This window comes from Nitrospirota bacterium (genome assembly GCA_013388455.1).
GTDB lineage: Bacteria > Nitrospirota > Thermodesulfovibrionia > Thermodesulfovibrionales > SM23-35 > JACAFF01.
In genome coordinates, this window is the sequence record JACAFF010000014.1 from 1 (window position 1) to 17602 (window position 17602).

19 protein-coding genes and 1 pseudogene are annotated in these 17602 nt (G+C 36.0%); 15 read left to right on the plus strand and 5 right to left on the minus strand.

Going from position 1 to position 17602, the window contains the following annotated elements:
• The 3 genes from HXY53_03385 to HXY53_03395 form a co-directional block, all read left to right on the plus strand.
• On the plus strand, positions 1 to 308 hold a 308-nt coding region (locus tag HXY53_03385; GenBank protein ID NWF75609.1), incomplete at its 5' end, for an extracellular solute-binding protein.
• A 5-nt stretch (positions 309 to 313) separates the two neighbouring features.
• Positions 314 to 1018: an ABC transporter permease gene (locus tag HXY53_03390; protein NWF75610.1), complete on the plus strand. Its 705-nt coding sequence runs from the start codon at positions 314 to 316 to the stop codon at positions 1016 to 1018.
• Positions 1018 to 1671 carry an ATP-binding cassette domain-containing protein gene (locus HXY53_03395; GenBank protein ID NWF75611.1) on the plus strand — a complete coding sequence of 218 codons (654 nt, stop codon included), beginning with the start codon at positions 1018 to 1020 and terminating at the stop codon, positions 1669 to 1671. Before HXY53_03390 ends, HXY53_03395 begins: the two co-directional genes overlap by 1 nt.
• A 246-nt stretch (positions 1672 to 1917) precedes the next feature.
• Here the strand turns inward: HXY53_03395 and HXY53_03400 are convergent.
• Positions 1918 to 2126: pseudogene (locus tag HXY53_03400) on the minus strand (DUF2283 domain-containing protein).
• A 454-nt stretch (positions 2127 to 2580) separates the two neighbouring features.
• Between HXY53_03400 and HXY53_03405 the strand changes: the two are divergent.
• Together HXY53_03405 and HXY53_03410 are read left to right on the plus strand one after the other, a co-directional pair.
• Positions 2581 to 2871 carry a DUF134 domain-containing protein gene (locus tag HXY53_03405; GenBank protein ID NWF75612.1) on the plus strand — a complete coding sequence of 97 codons (291 nt, stop codon included), beginning with the start codon at positions 2581 to 2583 and terminating at the stop codon, positions 2869 to 2871.
• Positions 2872 to 2874: 3 nt separating this feature from the next.
• Positions 2875 to 3255, plus strand: a complete 381-nt coding sequence (locus tag HXY53_03410) for a diguanylate cyclase (protein NWF75613.1) — start codon at positions 2875 to 2877, stop codon at positions 3253 to 3255.
• A gap of 116 nt (positions 3256 to 3371) precedes the next feature.
• On the opposite strand, the gene HXY53_03415 is transcribed toward HXY53_03410, so the two are convergent.
• Both HXY53_03415 and HXY53_03420 read right to left on the minus strand, forming a co-directional pair.
• Complete coding sequence (locus tag HXY53_03415) at positions 3372 to 5291, minus strand: phosphotransferase (protein NWF75614.1); 1920 nt, start codon at positions 5289 to 5291, stop codon at positions 3372 to 3374.
• Positions 5288 to 6490, minus strand: coding sequence for a DUF1343 domain-containing protein (locus tag HXY53_03420; GenBank protein NWF75615.1), 1203 nt, complete (start codon positions 6488 to 6490; stop codon positions 5288 to 5290). Before HXY53_03420 ends, HXY53_03415 begins: the two co-directional genes overlap by 4 nt.
• A gap of 212 nt (positions 6491 to 6702) precedes the next feature.
• On the opposite strand from HXY53_03420, the gene HXY53_03425 reads away from it, so the two are divergent.
• The 7 genes from HXY53_03425 (at position 6703) to nrfD (ending at position 14834) form a co-directional block, all read left to right on the plus strand.
• The gene (locus HXY53_03425) at positions 6703 to 7134 is read left to right on the plus strand and encodes a MerR family transcriptional regulator (GenBank protein NWF75616.1); all 432 of its coding nucleotides are present in this window, start codon (positions 6703 to 6705) and stop codon (positions 7132 to 7134) included.
• Positions 7135 to 7409: 275 nt separating this feature from the next.
• The gene (locus tag HXY53_03430; GenBank protein NWF75617.1) at positions 7410 to 8669 is read left to right on the plus strand and encodes a WD40 repeat domain-containing protein; all 1260 of its coding nucleotides are present in this window, start codon (positions 7410 to 7412) and stop codon (positions 8667 to 8669) included.
• Between the two features lie 24 nt (positions 8670 to 8693).
• Complete coding sequence (locus tag HXY53_03435) at positions 8694 to 9365, plus strand: nitrate reductase (protein NWF75618.1); 672 nt, start codon at positions 8694 to 8696, stop codon at positions 9363 to 9365.
• A gap of 27 nt (positions 9366 to 9392) precedes the next feature.
• Positions 9393 to 10787: a (Fe-S)-binding protein gene (locus HXY53_03440; protein ID NWF75619.1), complete on the plus strand. Its 1395-nt coding sequence runs from the start codon at positions 9393 to 9395 to the stop codon at positions 10785 to 10787.
• Between the two features lie 21 nt (positions 10788 to 10808).
• Positions 10809 to 12479 (plus strand): hypothetical protein, encoded by a 1671-nt coding sequence (locus HXY53_03445; protein ID NWF75620.1) that lies wholly within the window; start codon positions 10809 to 10811, stop codon positions 12477 to 12479.
• Positions 12480 to 12637: 158 nt separating this feature from the next.
• Positions 12638 to 13636, plus strand: coding sequence for a 4Fe-4S dicluster domain-containing protein (locus tag HXY53_03450; protein ID NWF75621.1), 999 nt, complete (start codon positions 12638 to 12640; stop codon positions 13634 to 13636).
• A complete protein-coding gene (nrfD, locus tag HXY53_03455; GenBank protein NWF75622.1) occupies positions 13620 to 14834 on the plus strand; it encodes a polysulfide reductase NrfD in 1215 nt (404 codons plus the stop codon). The genes HXY53_03450 and nrfD overlap by 17 nt, the downstream gene beginning before the upstream one ends.
• 41 nt (positions 14835 to 14875) lie before the next feature.
• Here the strand turns inward: nrfD and HXY53_03460 are convergent, their stop codons facing one another.
• Complete coding sequence (locus HXY53_03460) at positions 14876 to 15376, minus strand: PocR ligand-binding domain-containing protein (protein NWF75623.1); 501 nt, start codon at positions 15374 to 15376, stop codon at positions 14876 to 14878.
• Between the two features lie 211 nt (positions 15377 to 15587).
• Positions 15588 to 15917, minus strand: a complete 330-nt coding sequence (locus tag HXY53_03465) for a hypothetical protein (GenBank protein NWF75624.1) — start codon at positions 15915 to 15917, stop codon at positions 15588 to 15590.
• A gap of 253 nt (positions 15918 to 16170) precedes the next feature.
• Here HXY53_03465 and HXY53_03470 point away from each other — a divergent pair, with 253 nt between their 5' ends.
• The 3 genes from HXY53_03470 to HXY53_03480 all read left to right on the plus strand — a co-directional run bounded on the left by HXY53_03470 (position 16171) and on the right by HXY53_03480 (position 17482).
• Positions 16171 to 16539, plus strand: a complete 369-nt coding sequence (locus tag HXY53_03470) for a CGGC domain-containing protein (protein ID NWF75625.1) — start codon at positions 16171 to 16173, stop codon at positions 16537 to 16539.
• A 14-nt stretch (positions 16540 to 16553) separates the two neighbouring features.
• Positions 16554 to 17027 (plus strand): transcriptional repressor, encoded by a 474-nt coding sequence (locus HXY53_03475; GenBank protein NWF75626.1) that lies wholly within the window; start codon positions 16554 to 16556, stop codon positions 17025 to 17027.
• Between the two features lie 86 nt (positions 17028 to 17113).
• Entirely contained in the window at positions 17114 to 17482 is a 369-nt protein-coding gene (locus HXY53_03480) for a DUF5320 domain-containing protein (protein ID NWF75627.1), read from the plus strand.
• The last annotated feature ends 120 nt before the right edge of the window (positions 17483 to 17602 follow it).

The following is a 17602-nucleotide window of genomic DNA, read 5'->3' on the forward strand; positions in this document are numbered from 1 at the left end:
CAGGGCAGGGTATGGAGAAGACCCAGAGGATAGCAAATGAAAAACGTGCTTATACACTAACAGACAGGGGGACATGGCTTGCTACAAAGGATAAAGACAAACTTGAAATGACGATTGTTGTTGATGGAGATCCAGTTCTGTTTAATCAATATGGTGTCATGGCTGTAAACCCTAAAAAACAGAAACATGTAAAATATAAAGAAGCCATGGAATTTATTAACTGGCTTATTTCTAAAGAAGGGCAAAGTGTTATAGCCTCTTTTAAAGATAAAAATGGCAATCAATTATTTATACCAAATGCAAGGTAAAAAGAATGGATTCAATTATAGATGGACTTAGAAAAGCATTATTTCTCATTCTAAGTCTTGATCCAGAGTTATTAGGTATAATTTTTTTATCTCTTAAGGTTTCAGTTACAGCCTTGATAATAGCCACATTAATAGGGCTTCCTTTAGGTTTAATTATAGGATTGAAAAGATTTCCAACGAGGGGATTAATTATTACCTTACTGAATACTTTTATGGGTCTTCCCCCTGTTGTTGTAGGACTTTTTCTATATCTTCTCTTGTCTCGAAGGGGTCCTTTTGGATTTCTGTCTCTGCTATACACACCTTACGCAATGATTATTGCACAATGTATCCTTGCATTTCCGATTGTTGCAGCTCTATCACATTCGGCTATTATAAAGGTTGACCCCCTAATAAAACAGGCTTCTCAGACCCTTGGTGCTAAACCTTCTCAAGTAACTGCTACTGTTATTAACGAAGCGAGATACGGAATAATGTCAGGGATAATTGCTGCCCTTGGGAGGGTAATGGCTGAAGTAGGTGCAATATTAATTGTTGGAGGCAATATTGCAGGTTATACAAGAGTTATTACTACAACCATAGCCCTCGAAACAGATAAAGGAAATTTTGAACTTGCACTTGCTCTTGGTATTATACTTCTTATTCTGTCATTTATAATAAACATGTTCTTATACTTAATACAGAAAAAAGGAGTAATCCAAATCGCATAATGAATTTGAGACTGAGTGTTTCAAATATTTATAGAAATTACAATGGGAAAAATGTACTGAATAACTGTTCTTTTTCATTTGAAAAAAGTGGAACTTATGTATTGATGGGACCAAATGGAAGTGGAAAATCAACCTTCCTTAGAATATGTGCCTTACTCGAAAATCCTGATGAGGGAAATGTTAATTATTTCATAGGAAGAGATATGCTGAAGAAGGATATTGAACTAATGCGAAGAATAACTCTTTTATTGCCAAAGGTCGGGGTCTTTAATACGACTGTATTTAAGAATGTTGCTTATGGTCTTAAAATAAGGGGTATAAAAGATAATGAAATGAAAGAAAAGGTATATAAGGCACTTGATTTTGTTGGAATGTCTCATAAAAGTAAACAAAATGCATTAACCCTTTCGAGTGGTGAGACCCAGCGACTCGGTATTGCAAGAGCAATTGCCTTTGACCCTGAGATTCTTTTTCTTGATGAACCGACCGCATCAGTTGATCAGGAAAATACAACCCTCATAGAAGATATTATTTTAAGGATGAAGAAAAAAGGAGATTCAATTGTTATTATAACGACACATGACATATCACAGGCTGAAAGACTTGCAGACTGGTTGCTGATTATGAAGGATGGACGAATTTTTTCTAATTAACCATTATATTCAAGAGAGGCAAGTCAAGTGGCACATCTTGATGTATGAGAATTGTTTCTTTATTTTTGCTACCTTTCTTCTTAATCTCGAAGGGCAAGTCATTTTGTCTTTTGTCAAGGTGCGCCCCCAAGAACCCCTCTTTTCACTTATATTTTTCCATTTATTTTCAGATTAACGATTAAAATTAAGGCGGGCTGAAAGCCATTGCCTTGAATGTCTTGTTGAACGCTGTCTTTTTTATTTTCTTTAAGGAATTACTACTTCTTTTTCTTTTACAAGACTGGAGAGAGAATTGAGCAGGAAATCTTTTGCATCCAGTATCTCAAAAAGAACTGGTTCTCCCTCTTTTGAAAAATGGATAATTATCTGACCTTCTTCTTCAGCATAGTCTAATTTTTTTCTGAAAATTCAATAAGAAGGGCGTCGACATCTTTGCTGTATTTAATCTTTCTCATATCGTGACCTCCTTCCTGGATAAACAGCTATAACATATTTCTTATTAGGAAAATCTTCATAAACAACCCTCAGACATGAGCATAATCAAATCCCTCGATACATCAACACAGTGAGCTTTTAATATCTCAATTTTCAACAGCAAATGTAGGCTGAATTCTATGTCAGCTGGCAAAAATTATTTTACCTCAATAGCATATTTTCTGCATAAGCTTGTAGTATCCAGTCTGTCGCAGACAGTTTTTAGATGTGCAAAGTCAAAAAGCACATTCAATCTTGTTTTTTGTTGTAAAACACTTTGGATAAAAATATATAGAAGCAGGCCATTTTCTTAATGAATATTCACTGGCCGACTCAATTGAGCGCTTTGCTTTGTTTTGGGTCACACCTTGACAGAAGAGTATTTCTTTTATGCTGTGGTTGACATAATTATGAGCATATGCCTATAATATATACATGCCTAGGCCTCAGAAAACCAGATGTGTTCAATGTAAGCCGGGTGTTACATATTTTAAACCAAGAGGTATTCCACTTGTAGAACTCGAAGAGATATGCATTACGATTGATGAACTTGAGGCGCTTAGGCTTGCTGATTATGAAGGTCTATACCATGAAGATGCTGCTTCGAGCATGAAGATTTCGAGGCAGACATTCGGAAGGATACTTGATAGCGCACATAAAAAAGTTGCTGAATGTCTTTTAAAAGGTAGGGCATTAAAAATACAGACTAAAAACAGGGAGGAGTAAATTATGAAGATTTGTTTTCCAGTTTTAAATCCTGATGGTTTAGAAAGTGAGGTTTATGGCCATTTTGGTTCTGCGCCTTCGTTTATTATCGTTGATACTGATACGAATGAAGTCACCACAATAAATAATAAGGACCAGCATCATGCTCATGGTGCCTGTAATCCCCTTAGAGCTTTTGATAACCATAAAGTTGATTCATTAATAGTTGGTGGTATCGGAGGCGGTGCTCTGAATAAGCTGAATTCAGAGGGTATAAGAGTATTTCAGGCTAAGGCTAAAACAGTCAGGGAGAATATTGAACTCCTGAAGGGGAAAAATCTGCTTGAATTCTCGTTACAACAGTGTTGTCCAGGACATACACACAAATCAGGATGTAAACATTAAGCAAAATCACATTAGTCAATAATAAATGAATCACAAAGCTACTTAATAAGGCATAAGGCTCTATTTTTAAATCAAAACACGTATAAGCTCGAAGGTTTTCGATACCATACAGGGCACTATAATTGCATAACGAGTTCAAACAATATCGGATAATCGCTTTTTGAGAGAGATACATCTTCTTTTAACAACCTCAAGCCCTCAGGAATGTATTTAAGGAAATATTTTTTTCCTTTTATTTTAGATAAAAATCCATAAGCCCCAAGGGCTTGCATATGTCGCTGGAGCCGGCACGGGAGAAGTGATTCCCTGATTTCTTGCTCGGTAGTCATCAGGTGCCCTTTGGTAAATTGAGATTGTTCTTCTTGAGCAACATTTATTTTTTTAATGTAGTAATTCAAAAGCCTTTCTTTCATATTATCCGCAAGTCGATAGTATGGATCCCATAAGAGTGAAGCGATGTCATAAGCAGGAGGTCCTATTCTTGCTCCCTGATAATCAACTATTTTTGGAATATTTCTTTTTGTGATCATGATATTCTGTGATTGAAAATCACGGTGCACAATCGTTTTATGGAATGAATCAACTTTTAATGCTAAACGGTGAAAATCATCATATAAAGCTGAAAGATTTTTCACTCTAACATTTTTTATCCCATCAACAAATCTTTCGACAAAGTAGTGTGTCTCCCATTTGAGATATTCATAATCGAATATTCTATTCTTAAGAAGTGGACATTCTGAAACATGTTCAGTCACTGAAGTGTGTATTGAAACCATGATATCAAGAACCTTTTTATATATCCTCTCTATCTCTTCAGTTTCACGAGGGCATTTTAGCCAACTATAGAGTGTAAGGTCTCCAAGGTCTTCAAAGAGTGCTTGTTTTTTATTGGTGTCTACATCGATCAATTTCGGAACAGGAATGGAATATTTGTTGAAAAACTGAGTGTATTCAATATGCCTCTGAAAATCAGAATCATGGTCAGGACTTTGCATAAGTATAATTGGATGTTTGTGACTTCTTACTCTATAATATTTTCTGTCGGAGCCCCCTGTTCCAATGAGAAAAACACTGTTATTATCCGATTCGAATATATCTGACTCGCTGAAATCAATTTTAAATTTAGAACCAAGGATGCAGTTTTCGAAAAAATACCCTTCTTTATCAATAGAGGGAGGTTCATTGGTTCTTATATTAATCTTAGTATCAGCAAGCAAGATACAATTTCTTAGGGTAACGTTTTTAGATAAAACACTTCCTTTTTCGAATACTATATATCCATCAAATTTAATATCTTTGCACCAGTTTACAGATGGATGGATATATACAGTTTCACCGATCTTTTTTAGTTCATTAAAAACTGTTTTCGCATATGAAACAGGGGTGCCGATGTCACTCCATGAACAACCTGTTACATCAAAGGTTCCTATTTTGTATCCTGCGGATAAGGCTTTTGCCCATGCATTAACTACACTTGATGTCCCCGGTGGAAGAAATTCAAGGAATTCAGGCTGGTAAACAGCAATACCTGTAAAAGCAACTAATCTCTCGATTGCCTTAGCTTCTCTATTCACTTCAATTCTTTTAAGAAACCCGTTATTGTCAATAAAAAGCTTATTGAATTCTGGATAATTATGCACTGCAAGGGTGGCAAGATTTTTTGATGCATTGTGAAATTCAATCAGTTTAACTAAATCTATATCAGAAATAATGTCTGAATTATGAACAAGGAAAATACTATTTTTTAGAAATGCCTCAGCATTTTTTAAAGCTCCACCTGTGCCGAGAATAGGATCTTCAGGGAAAAGTTCAACATTATTACTGAATGATGAATTTTTAACCCAATTTTTTAACACATCTTTTTTGTGACAAATATTTATTCCTATTTTGTTTATTGGTAAAGCAGAGACTTTTTCAAGGATAGATTGTAAAACAGGTTTCCCAAGTATTGGAATTAGAGGTTTAGGAATATAATCTGTAATCGGTTTCAGCCTTTCACCAAGACCAGCAGCCAAAATGAATACTGAAAGGTTCATTTGTAAATCAGATATTTTTTTCTGACGGTTCTATTAAATTGCAGACATTCCTCTTCCCACCATTCTTCCATTCTATCAAGCTTTTCCCCTTTTTCGATATCTTTTCTCAGTTTATCTGTTCCAACAAGGATATCAATTGGCATCCTCTTATATTCATATTCATATGGCGGCAGTTTCCATGAGAAGTATTCTGGATAGAGATCATATATTGTTTTGATAACAGCTACTCCGGTTTTGAACGGTTTGAATCTTTCTTTATTAATAATATGGATCTGTGCACCTCCGCATAATTTTCCTGTATGTTTTTGAAAGGTTGGCAGAAAATGCATGGGTCTGAAAAAAACACCCTGCAGTTTGTATTCTTTCAAACGATTTACGACCTTTTCAGGAGTGATAAATGGAGCTCCAAATATTTCGAATGGTCTGGTAGTTCCTCTGCCTTCACTTATATTTGTGCCTTCAAGAAGACACATGCCAGGATATACAGTAGCCGTTTCAACCGTGGGCATATTCGGGGAAGGCATTACCCAAGGCAGTCCTGTTTCATTAAACCACATTTTTCGTTTCCACCCTGTCATGTGTATAACATGGAGATTCAGGGAATGATAAATTTCATTTTTTAAATAAATACCTATTTCTCCAATTGTCATGCCATGACGAACAGGCAGAGGTCGTTGTCCTACAAAAGATGCATATGGCATCTTCAAAACAGGTCCTTCTATAATGTCGCCATTTATTGGATTTGGTCTGTCAAGTATAATAATTGCTTTCCCCGTTTCTGCACACGCCTGCATACAGAGTTCCATTGTCCAGATAAATGTATAATAGCGTGACCCGATATCCTGAAGATCAATCACCATCACATCAATATCTTTCAAAATGGATGGCTCAGGTTTTCTGGTGTGTCCATAGAGGCTGAAAACGGGCAGGCCGGTTTTCCTATCAATAAATCCATCCCATTCAATCATATTATCCTGAGTTTCTCCATATAAACCATGTTGAGGTCCAAAGAGTGCTTTTAGCATGAATTTTTTTGACTTGATAAACAGTTCAACAGCGTGTTTTAAATTCCTGTTAATCGAGGCGGGATGTACCAAAATACCAATACGAGAATCATTTAAATGTTTGGGCCATTTTTTATCGAACAGATCAAGTCCTGTTTGAATTGAATAGTTAGCCTTTTTTTTAATTAATTTCATATGAAATTATATAATCTTTTTATTTAATAAAAACAAGTCAAATAATATGTTCCACATCCAGCAATAAGATGAGAGAACCCTTGAATAGTTTGTCTTTGCGGTTGGAGTCGGGATCGGAATGAAATATCCTCCTTGTCGTTAGATTTGGGTAAGATATTTTTATTGGTTTTATTTTTCTGAAAAGTATATAATTACAATTATAAAGTGATATTATGTTAAACAAAAAAGATACAACAAAATTTATCAAAGATAAAAGTGAGATGCCCCTTTATACAATAGGGGTTGTTTCTGAACTATTGGGAACAACAAATCAAACTTTGCGTCTCTATGAAAAACACGGCCTCATTAAACCGTTTCGCAAAAACAAGAATAGATTTTATTCAGAGAATGACATTAAATGGTTATCATGTGTCAGGGATCTGATACATCAAAAAAAAATCAGCATTGAAGGCATAAAAAAACTTTTAAATTATGCTCCGTGTTGGGAGATTACAGACTGTTCTGACAAAAAAAAGAATACCTGTCTTGCCTATAAAGAGAGAGTCAAACCCTGTTGGGAAATGAATAAAATGATCTGTAGCCGTAATATAGGAAAAGCATGTGAAGATTGCGTAATATTCCTTCAGAGCAAAAAGTCCACTTAACAACCCATATTACAATATCTAAAATTTAAGATTTATTTTTTTTAAAGAAAATAGTTATAATTTTTTATATTATTGAAATTTTATGTATAAAAAGTTATTGACTTTTTTAATTAACTATGATAATTTTGCTAACCAATTGTAAACTTTAACTGCTTTGTAAAGGCTTAAAAAGTCTGAATTAATGGAGGGTATGTTAATATTGACATTTGATACATTATCTATAATAATACTGCAAATCCTGCCAAATAGCTTTGAAAAAAGGAAGGTAACTCATTATGAGTGAAAAAACCCAGTGGGATTGGGATACGAAAGAAAAACTTATCGCAGATATAAACGAATGGAAAAAGAAATTTCCTGCAATACGTGAACTTGTACCAAGTGATGATGGAGAGAAAATAGCTACTATAATTAAAACCGAAGATAGAAGATTCACTACTTGTGTAAATGGAGAGACGTGGGAAGAAACATTTGAAAGGGTTTATTCACTGAAATTTAATCCTGATAATCAATTAATTTCCCTTGTTTTTAGAGATTATGAATGGGCTGTTGCAGTTGATCACGAAATGTGGGAAGAAAAATTTGATTTTCTATGGAATCTTACTCTAAGCCCTGATGGTAAGAGTATTGCTGTCAATATACGAACAGGTGAGATGACAAGTGGTGTGTGCTTAAATGGTCAAACGTGGGAAAATAATTTTCCTGAGGCAAGGGACCTCATTATGAGTCCGGATGGGAAAAGAACAGCGTCACATGTTCAGGTTAGGCCGCGTCCTGAACTTGACATCCTGGGTTTCCTTAATAAGAACTGGACGGCTGCAGTAGACGGAGTTGCGTGGGATAACACTTTCTTAATTCTCTGGGGAGGTGTTTTTAGTGATGACAGTAATCATGTAGCAGCAACTGTAATGACTGATATGTCACAATATACAATTGCTGTGGATGGGATACCATGGGATAAGGTTTTTGGTGCAGCTTGGGAGCCAATCTTTAAACCTAAAAGCTCTGATGTCGTTGCCCCTGTTCAGACTCCACAAGGCTGGACACTAGCCATGAATGGTAAGCCAATATGGGGTAATTTTTCACAGGTGTGGAAACAAAAATATAGCCCTGATGGACGTAAACTAGCTGCTGTTGTCGCAGTTGATGTAGGAAAATGGACAGTAGCAGTGGATGGTACACCATGGAGCACTGTATTTAATCAAATGGTATTGTCTCCTGTTTTCAGTCTGAGTGGGGAGAAGATTGCAGTTGTAGTAAAAAATAATAATAAATGGACTATAGCTATAAATGGTTCGGCGTGGGCTGAAACTTTCGATAACATTTGGGATCCTGTTTTCAGTCCTGCTGGTGATGCTGTAGCAGCAAAGGCTGAAAAAGATGGTCTTTATTTTGTTGTTGTTAACGGAAAAGTCGGGAAGAAAGGATATGAGTCACTATGGCCTCCTGTTTTCAGTCCTGACGGAACAAAGCTCTTAGTGCGTGCTGTTGATAATGGTAAATATTACCGCAGGATTGTACCTGTAGGTGAAATTTAAAATGACAGTCTTTGAGGGAAAAATATGGAATTTTTAACAAGTACAGCACTATATAATTTTCTTAGAGGGCCTCTTGTATGGGTTACTTTTTTTGTTTTTATTGTAGGTAGTATCTATAAACTTTATACTTTGATTAATCTGGCAAAAAAAGAAAAAGTAATTTTTCCGTTCATAAGCTTAAAAGCTACGCTCAAATCACTCCTTCATTGGGTTATTCCTTTTGCCTCAAGAAACTGGAGATTGAGACCCGTAATAACAACTTTTACTTTTCTTTTTCATATATGTTTGGTTTTTACGCCTATATTTCTTCTTTCCCACAATATCCTCTGGTATGAATCATGGGGAATAACATGGTGGACTTTAGCTGAAAGCACAGCAGATATTATGACTATAGTAGTTATTTCTGCTTGTATTTTTTTCTTTTTAAGAAGGATTATTGCTTCTGAAGTAAGATTTGTTACATTTACTTCAGATTATGTAATACTTGCAATTTCTTTTATGCCGTTCTTAACTGGTTTTCTTGCATATCACCAATGGTTACTTCCTCATAAAGCCATGGTGAATCTTCATATATTTTTTGGTGAGATAATGTTAATGGCAATACCATTCACCAGATTAGGGCATATGTTCTATTTCTTCTTAACCAGGTCATGGATGGGTTCTAACTTTTCACTCTGGGGAACAAGAGACTGGTAGTGGGTTAAATATATAGGAGGGATAATAATGGCAACAGTATCAAAAGAAAAAGAAGTACAAAAAGAAAAATATGTCAGCAAATATTTTAAAGAATATGTTAGGGATATAATTCCAGATATCGGTCTTGATGAAACAGTAAAAAGACTTACTCCAGAAAAAATAGAAAAGACCATTAAATCAGTTATAGGAAAAAGCTCTTCAAGAATAAAGGCAGTAATGGAGACATGTATTCATTGTGGATTATGTGCAGAGGCTTGTCAATGGTATCTTTCTTACGATAAAGACCCGACATATGCACCTGTTGCAAAAATGCGCATGACAATATGGGAGATGATAAAAAGAGATGGTAAAGTTGATGCAGAATTCATAAAACAATGTGCAAGGATAGTATTCACCGAGTGCAATATATGTCATCGCTGTAGTATGTATTGTCCGTATGGTTTGGATATAACATTTATTATAGGTATGGTGCGTCGTATTTGTTTCCTTCTGGGTGTTATGCCTCAACGCCAATTTGATCAGGCAGAAGCGCATATAGCAACACAAAATCAGGTCTGGATGTCTCAGAATGACTGGATTGATGCTGTTCAATGGATTGAAAGTGAATCAGGTGCGGATTTTAAAGATCTGCGTATTCCTATGGATGTGGAGGGAGCAGACATTATGTTTTTACCACTGGGTGCAGAACCAAAGACAGGCACATATCATCTGGATCGAACAGCGAAAATTATGCTTGTTGCAGGTGTTAAATGGACATTGCCAGAAAAAGATACATGGGACAGCAGTAACATGTCAATGTTTGTCCGTGATTTTGTGACTATGCAACGGATTGTCCGGGGGTTATATGAGAACGCAGCAAGACTAAGAGTAAAAACGTTGATGTTAACGGAGTGAGGGCATCCACGTTTTGCCACAAGTTTTGTGGCACCGCCGATGCTGGGATACAAAGAACTTCCTTTTGAAGTAAAACAAACAGGTGAAGTTTATTATGACCTTTTAAAGAGTGGAAAGATAAAGATAGATAAATCGAAAAAGATTAAAGAGCCTGTTACTCTTCAGGATCCATGTAATATCATAAGAAGGGCAGGAGCAGCAGAGAAATTCAGATATATCGTAAATGAAACATGTGAGGACTTTAGAGAAATGACTCCAAACAAAGAGCATAATTTCTGCTGTAACGCGGGTGGTGGATTAGCTGCGCTGTCAAACTGGGCTGCCCATAAAGCAAAAGGAAACAGGGTTAAGGCTGAACAGATTAAGAAAACAGGTGCAAAAATTGTTATTACCCCATGCCATAATTGTAGTACCGGTATAAAAGATGTTATAAAGATCTGGAACCTCGGTCTCAAGAATATGTTTTTTGATGAAATAATAGTAAATACAATGGTAATTCCTGAGGAATTTAAACTTAAAGCAGGATAATAAACCAAGAAGGGAAGGGTTATGAAGAAAAAGATATTATTCTTGGTAATTACGACAGGTCTTCTCCTCTTCGTTATTATTGGATTAAATGGTGTTTATTCTACCGAAGGTCCTATGCTGCCTAAAAAAGCAGTTAAACCAGTGAAAGAGATCAAACCTGAAAATAAGATTGGTATAGCCCATACCGAGATTTTCGGAGAATTGGAACGTCCTCAGGTAATATTTGATCATCAGAAACATGTCGAAGCACTTAAAAAAGAGAATCAGGATTGTGACGCCTGTCACCCAGTGAACGAATGGAAAGAACTTATATTTGATTTTCCTAAGAAAGTCAAAGATAAAGACGAAAAATCAATAATGAATGCCTATCATGATGAGTGTATTGAATGTCATAAGAAAAAATATAAAGAAGATAAAAAGACAGGCCCAGTTACCTGTGGAGATTGCCATAAAGAAGAATATAAATTAGTAGCCGTCAAATATCCTGTCATGGAATTCGATTTTTCTTATCATGATCAACATGTGAAAAAACTTAAAGAAAAAATAGGTAAAGATGATTGTAGCCTCTGTCATCATACTTATGACATAGATGAGGAAGATGAAACACTTGCATTAGTTTATGAAGAGGGAACAGAGGAGTCATGTTTTTATTGTCACGACCTAAATACAAAGAGAGGTCCCAAATTAAAAGCAATAACCAGTGTTTCTGCAAAGAAGGGGCTTGATATACGTCGTGCATCTCATCTTCAGTGTCTGAATTGCCATCTGGAATATGAAAAAGAATTGAAAATGAAAAAAGTTAAAAGGGAAGATGAGAAAGCTGGTCCGCTCGAATGTGCCAAATGTCATACTGGTAAGTACAAAACAATAGCTGAACTTGAAAAAGTTCCCAGACCTGATAGGGGTCAAAATAATATAGCATTTATTAATATAGAAAACGCAAAACTAAAAGGTGTAGCATTTGATCATAAATATCATCAGAATAATCATAAGAGCTGTCGTGGATGTCATCACGAGACCTTAAATGCATGCAAACAGTGTCATACACTGACAGGCAGTCCTGATGGCAAATGGATAAATATCGCAAATGCATATCATGACGTGTTATCAGAAAAAAGCTGTATGGGATGCCATAGCATAAAGAAAGCTGAGAAGGATTGCGCTGGATGTCACACTCTCTTACCTATTATGGATATTCAGACAAAAGGTCCTAAGAAAGAGATATGTAATACATGCCATGCAGGCAAAAAAGAACTCTTTGATGTTAAACCTTTGTCTATTACAGGGCTTGATACAGAAAAAGTCAAAAAAGAGGTTACCATCAAAGTCCTGGAGAGGGAATATGAGCCTTCAAAATTCCCACATGTCAAGATTATTGAAAAGCTGGTGAAAATTTCAAATGACAGTAAATTGGGAAGTTATTTCCATAGAGATTTGCAGAGAATATGTGAGGGATGCCATCACCAGAGTCGAGCCGAGGCTGAGGTTGAAAAAAATAGCCCCCCTTATTGTAGAAACTGTCATAGTGTCAAATTTGACAGACAAAACAGAAATAGACCTAAACTGGTTGCTGCTTATCATAATCAATGTTTAGGTTGTCATGAGTACATGCAACTCGAAAAAGGCAGGAAATGCAAAGAGTGTCACGAGGAAAAAAAGATTCGACAAAAATATCCCTTAGAGATACAATGATTGCCTTGAAGTAGAAAGGAGAAAAGATGTATATCTTTGAACAACTTTTTACACCAAAAGGCTATGAATATGCGGTAGCTGTTCTGGCTATGTTTGTATTTATTCTAATTTATTTTATCCTTAATAAGGAAACAAAATATTAGCCCGGAGGCAGATGTATGGGAATTAATAGAAGGGACTTCTTTAAAAAGAGCGTCATAATCGCGGGCTCAGCGTTAATCGGTACGAGTTCAAAAGCTTATGCTCAGAATGTCGCTAATGAAAAGAACTGGAAACTTTGGGAGAAAAGAAAAGGCATTATTTCTGAAGATCGTTATGGTGTTCTTGTTGATACAACACGTTGTATTGGATGTAGAAGATGTGAATGGGCATGCAATGAATGGAATAAGAATCCGAATAGGCCTATACAAGAATTTGAAGCATCAGTATCTCAGACAGATTCTGTCTTTAATCATATAAGAAGGATGCATGCGCAGAACTTTACAGTAGTGAACCGCTACTATAGCCCAAAAGATGGTAAACCCATATATGTCAAGAGACAGTGTATGCATTGTGAAGAGCCAGGCTGTTTATCAGCATGTTTTGTTGATGCTTTCAGAAAAACCTCCGAGGGTTCGGTACTCTATAATCCAGGTGTTTGTATAGGATGTCGTTATTGTATGATAGCCTGCCCCTTCGATGTGCCAGCATATGAGTATAATGAACCACTTAATCCTCAAGTTACGAAATGTACCATGTGCTACGACAGGATTACAACAGAAGGTGTAGTCCCTGCATGTGTAGAGATATGCCCAGCAGAAGTAATGACTTTTGGTAAAAGAAGCGAATTAATAAAGCTTGCGCATGAGAGAATAAGAAACAATCCTGGTAAATATGTTGAACATGTTTACGGAGAACGTGAAGTGGGTGGAACTTGTTGGTTATATCTTTCATCTGTTCCTTTCAACCAAATCGGTTTTAAGACAGATATAGGAGAAACACCGATCCCGAAAACAAGCAAGGGGTATCTTTTTGCGGTAAAGATGTTTGAGATTGTTGGTGCCTGGCCACTCGTTTTCGGTGCATACTATGCGATATCAAAAGCTCGTAAGAAACATACCTCGAGCCATGACACATCTTCAGAGAAGAAAGGAGAAAGCCATGGCGCAAAACACTAATTCCTGGTTTAGAGAAAAAATACTTCTCGGGATGACACCGAGAGATTATATTATCAGTAATTTTAATTTTGGTAATCTTGTTGCAGGTGCTTTTATTGGCCTCGGAGTTGGTGTTATGATTTATCGACTAATTTTTGGGCTCGGGCCTTCAACAAATCTTTCAGATAACTATCCGTGGGGATTATGGATTGGTTTTGATATACTTGTCGGAATCGCTTTAGCAGCACCCGGGCTTACCCTCGGGACAGCAGTTCATTTGTTCGGGATGAAAGAATATCATCATTTTGTAAGACCTGCTATCCTCTCCAGCCTTCTGGGATACATATTTGCTGTTTTTGCGCTTATGTTTGATCTGGGTCGCTATTATCGTATTCCTTACCTTCTTGGTTGGTCATGGGGTTTTGCGTCAATTCTGTTTTTAATCGGCTGGCATTTCTTCCTTTATATAAATATCTGTCTAATTGAATGGGCACCAGCGCTATTTGAATGGTTAAATCTAAGAAAAGTTCGCGAATTTTTTACTAAGCTGGCAATCTGGGCAACTATCTTCGGTGTAATAATTGCTGGTGGCCATCAATCGGCACTTGGCGGTTTATACCTTGTTGCCCCGGGCAAGCTTCATCCCCTTTGGTATTCAATGCTACTGCCAGTTTTTTTCCTTTTATCAGCTATTTTTGCTGGAATATCCATGGTGATTGTTGAAAGCACAATTACACATAAGGTTTTTAAAAGACAACTTCAGCATTTTGACCAGGCTAAATTTGATAGACAAACAATTGGTCTCGGAAAAGCAACAGCTTCAGCTTTATTTATTTATCTGATCTTAAAAATCTTTGATCTTGCTCACTACAATAACTGGGGGTATATAAATACTCCATACGGTTACTGGTATTTAGTAGAAATGCTTGGATTTGTTCTTTTGCCAGCTTTTCTATTCACACACGCTGCAAGAAAGGGGAAGGCAAAACTTGTTAGATTTACTGGTTTTTTAACAGCACTCGGAGTTATTTTAAACAGGTTGAATGTATCTATTATTGCATATAACTGGCAGATTCCTGCTTCACAAAAATACTATCCATTATGGAGTGAGATTGCTCTTTCACTTGGTGTGGTGGCAATGCTGGTTGTTGCTTATCGTTTTATTGTAAACCGTATGGCTATAATGTACGATCATCCAGATTACGAATCAGCACATTAAAAGATTCTTTTATTTTCAGATATCTAAAATGAACTTTCGGGTTAAGTATTATTTTTCAAGATTCTCTTAAGGTGTTCCTGTGTATAAGAAATTGCTTCTGATAATTCGTCAGAAGTAAGCCGAGGTGTATTTTCTGATAAATCTTTGATGTCTTTTTCGTCTTTTCCAAGAAGTTTGGCGACATAAAAGCTATCAACAGATGATTGATCAATCAGACAACCACAGCCTCCAATCATACCTAAAAATTTACCATTAACAAAAATTGGGATTACAAACTTTGTAAAACCGGCATCGCATTCTCCAATTGCCAATTTATTGCTATCTCTGGCTATTTTTGAAAGCCTTTGCTGAGCAGACGAACAAATTATAACACCATCTTTACTTCCTTTTATAACAGGGCATAAATTGTTAGCTGGTGAAGTAGATTTTGAAAGAATAAAGTTATCAGATTTATATACTGTTCCATTGAATCCGAATCTGTTATGAATATCGTTGGCAATTTTTTCCCATTCAGATATTGGAATTAAATCATCAAGTTCCATTTTTTGTCCTCCTGTTTTTTGTAATACAAGTATTTATTTTTATTTAGATATCTAAAAATCGCGATATAAAATTATAATTTTATATTATATCATAATCAGTATTTTATAGTAGAATAAATTGTAATGATTTATTCAAATAATTTGCCGAATATCTTTTATTGTGGTCAATTGTGGTCATATTTAGGCCGGACAGGTTTTTATCTAATCATTTTCACTGGCTAATATATTCAAAAAAATCAACAAAACGTTTTCCATACTCGTCTAAGAGTTTTACAAGCTGTTCTTGCGTAAGTGGTCTGCATTCATCAGGATTTTCCTTATCAACCTGCACAAACATTATTCTTTTAATTTTTCCTTCGAGTACTGCCACACATAAGACGATTTCTTGATTTGCTGGACTTAAAGAAAGTTCTATCTCGTCGAATTCATCCAATGATGTTGGCAATGTCTTGCAAACAATTCCATAATTGATTAACTTTTCCGGCTTATTAAGATTTTCTGAAATAATCTCTGCACCGATAAATCTCTTAAACCTCTGCATTTAATCTCCAACTAATGCTTCGAGTAATAAATAATAATTAGTCTTCTTGCCAAGAAAAAGCTCTTTTTTACATTACCATTGTAACATCCTAAAGTTAAAATTGGAAGGTTTATTATAAATTTTTATTTGAAGGTTATATCTCTCGGCCGAATAATCCAGAAACTTTAAATGTTTTTCAAGTTAAGGATTGACAAAAAAAAATATTTATGTTATTAATAATGAAAATCATTATCAATAAAAGGAGGCAGCCATTATGAGCAAAAAAAATATAGCTATCATAGCATGCAAAAATATTAAGGGAACAAGTTGTGTTGGTGGATGTCTTAAGTGTTTTAAAGGCATTGCCGAGAGAAATGGTGAGTATGGGCGGTGGAAAGATTATGAAATTGAAGTCATTGGAATGGATGATTGCGGAGGATGTCCTGGCCTTGTTATACCGAAGCTGAAACTTATGATGGATATGGGTAAATTGTTTAACAGAGATTTTGACGCTGTTCATATCGGGACATGTGTTGTTACTGCTACTCGAACAGCAAAATGTCCTATTAATCTTGAAGATCTGAAAAATATAATTGAAACAAAATTTGAAAAAGAGGTTATACTCGGCACCCATTCTTACTAATAAAGGATAAGTTTATGCCTTGGAGAAATGGAACAGGACCACCCTGGCTACAGGGAAAATTTAGAGGTTGTGGTTATAGGCTCACAATGCCGAGACAGATTATTCTCGATGTTTTAAGTAAAACGACTGATCATCTTAGTGCAGAAGAAATATATATGACAGTTCACAAGGTCTATCCAGCTATAGGGCTTACAACTGTTTACAGGACTCTTGAATTGCTTGTGCAAATGGGTCTTGTTTTTAAGTTTGATTTTGGTGATGGTAGGGCAAGATATGAATTATCCGAGGGTCCTAAAAGTATAGGGCACCATCATCACCTTATCTGTACAGGTTGCAGAAGGATTATTGATTATACAGATTTCATTGATGAAGAAATTGAATTATTAAAGAGAACTGAAAAGGGACTTTCAAAAAAATATAATTTTAAAATAAGTAACCATCTTATTCAGTTCTATGGATTATGTGAAAAATGTAAAGGTAAAGGATAAAAATTTTTTGATTCATAATGAAAATGATTATCATTAATAATAAATTAATTATTGTCATCATAAATAAAGAAAGGAGGTGAAGTAAAATGCCATTTGGAGACAGGACAGGACCTATGGGCTTAGGACCAAGAACAGGAAGAGGAGCAGGATATTGCAGTGGATTCGGCATGCCTGGTTACGCAAATCCTGTTTTAGGTAGAGGTTTTTACGGATTTGGTCGTGGTTGGGGTAGAGGACGCGGCTGGTTCGGTGGAGGTCGTGGATTAAGGAATCGGTTCTGGGCTGCTGGCATGCCTGGCTGGCCAGGATATGGCTATCCTTACGGTGCGGGCTTAACAGCTCAAGAAGAAATAGATATGCTTAGAGATCACGCTGATCTTCTCAAGAGAGAACTTGATGAAATTCAGAGTCGTATTAGCAAAATAGAAAAAAGCAAGGGATCTGAAAACGAATAATCTTTATTACAAGAATCATTGCGGGTGCAGGGAGTGCAGACTTTATTCCCCCTTCAGAGTTTGCTGGTGCCTGAGCACTCGCAATGATGAAGTTTCTTTTATTTCTGAACATTATAGAAA

Bases quoted from the DNA above. Each gene is read 5' to 3' on its own strand.
- HXY53_03390 (NWF75610.1), top strand. From the start codon at position 314: ATGGATTCAATTATAGATGGACTTAGAAAAGCATTATTTCTCATTCTA.
- HXY53_03395 (NWF75611.1), top strand. From the start codon at position 1,018: ATGAATTTGAGACTGAGTGTTTCAAATATTTATAGAAATTACAATGGG.
- HXY53_03405 (NWF75612.1), top strand. From the start codon at position 2,581: ATGCCTAGGCCTCAGAAAACCAGATGTGTTCAATGTAAGCCGGGTGTT.
- HXY53_03410 (NWF75613.1), top strand. From the start codon at position 2,875: ATGAAGATTTGTTTTCCAGTTTTAAATCCTGATGGTTTAGAAAGTGAG.
- HXY53_03415 (NWF75614.1), bottom strand. From the start codon at position 5,291: ATGAACCTTTCAGTATTCATTTTGGCTGCTGGTCTTGGTGAAAGGCTG.
- HXY53_03420 (NWF75615.1), bottom strand. From the start codon at position 6,490: ATGAAATTAATTAAAAAAAAGGCTAACTATTCAATTCAAACAGGACTT.
- HXY53_03425 (NWF75616.1), top strand. From the start codon at position 6,703: ATGTTAAACAAAAAAGATACAACAAAATTTATCAAAGATAAAAGTGAG.
- HXY53_03430 (NWF75617.1), top strand. From the start codon at position 7,410: ATGAGTGAAAAAACCCAGTGGGATTGGGATACGAAAGAAAAACTTATC.
- HXY53_03435 (NWF75618.1), top strand. From the start codon at position 8,694: ATGGAATTTTTAACAAGTACAGCACTATATAATTTTCTTAGAGGGCCT.
- HXY53_03445 (NWF75620.1), top strand. From the start codon at position 10,809: ATGAAGAAAAAGATATTATTCTTGGTAATTACGACAGGTCTTCTCCTC.
- HXY53_03450 (NWF75621.1), top strand. From the start codon at position 12,638: ATGGGAATTAATAGAAGGGACTTCTTTAAAAAGAGCGTCATAATCGCG.
- nrfD (NWF75622.1), top strand. From the start codon at position 13,620: ATGGCGCAAAACACTAATTCCTGGTTTAGAGAAAAAATACTTCTCGGG.
- HXY53_03460 (NWF75623.1), bottom strand. From the start codon at position 15,376: ATGGAACTTGATGATTTAATTCCAATATCTGAATGGGAAAAAATTGCC.
- HXY53_03465 (NWF75624.1), bottom strand. From the start codon at position 15,917: ATGCAGAGGTTTAAGAGATTTATCGGTGCAGAGATTATTTCAGAAAAT.
- HXY53_03470 (NWF75625.1), top strand. From the start codon at position 16,171: ATGAGCAAAAAAAATATAGCTATCATAGCATGCAAAAATATTAAGGGA.
- HXY53_03475 (NWF75626.1), top strand. From the start codon at position 16,554: ATGCCTTGGAGAAATGGAACAGGACCACCCTGGCTACAGGGAAAATTT.
- HXY53_03480 (NWF75627.1), top strand. From the start codon at position 17,114: ATGCCATTTGGAGACAGGACAGGACCTATGGGCTTAGGACCAAGAACA.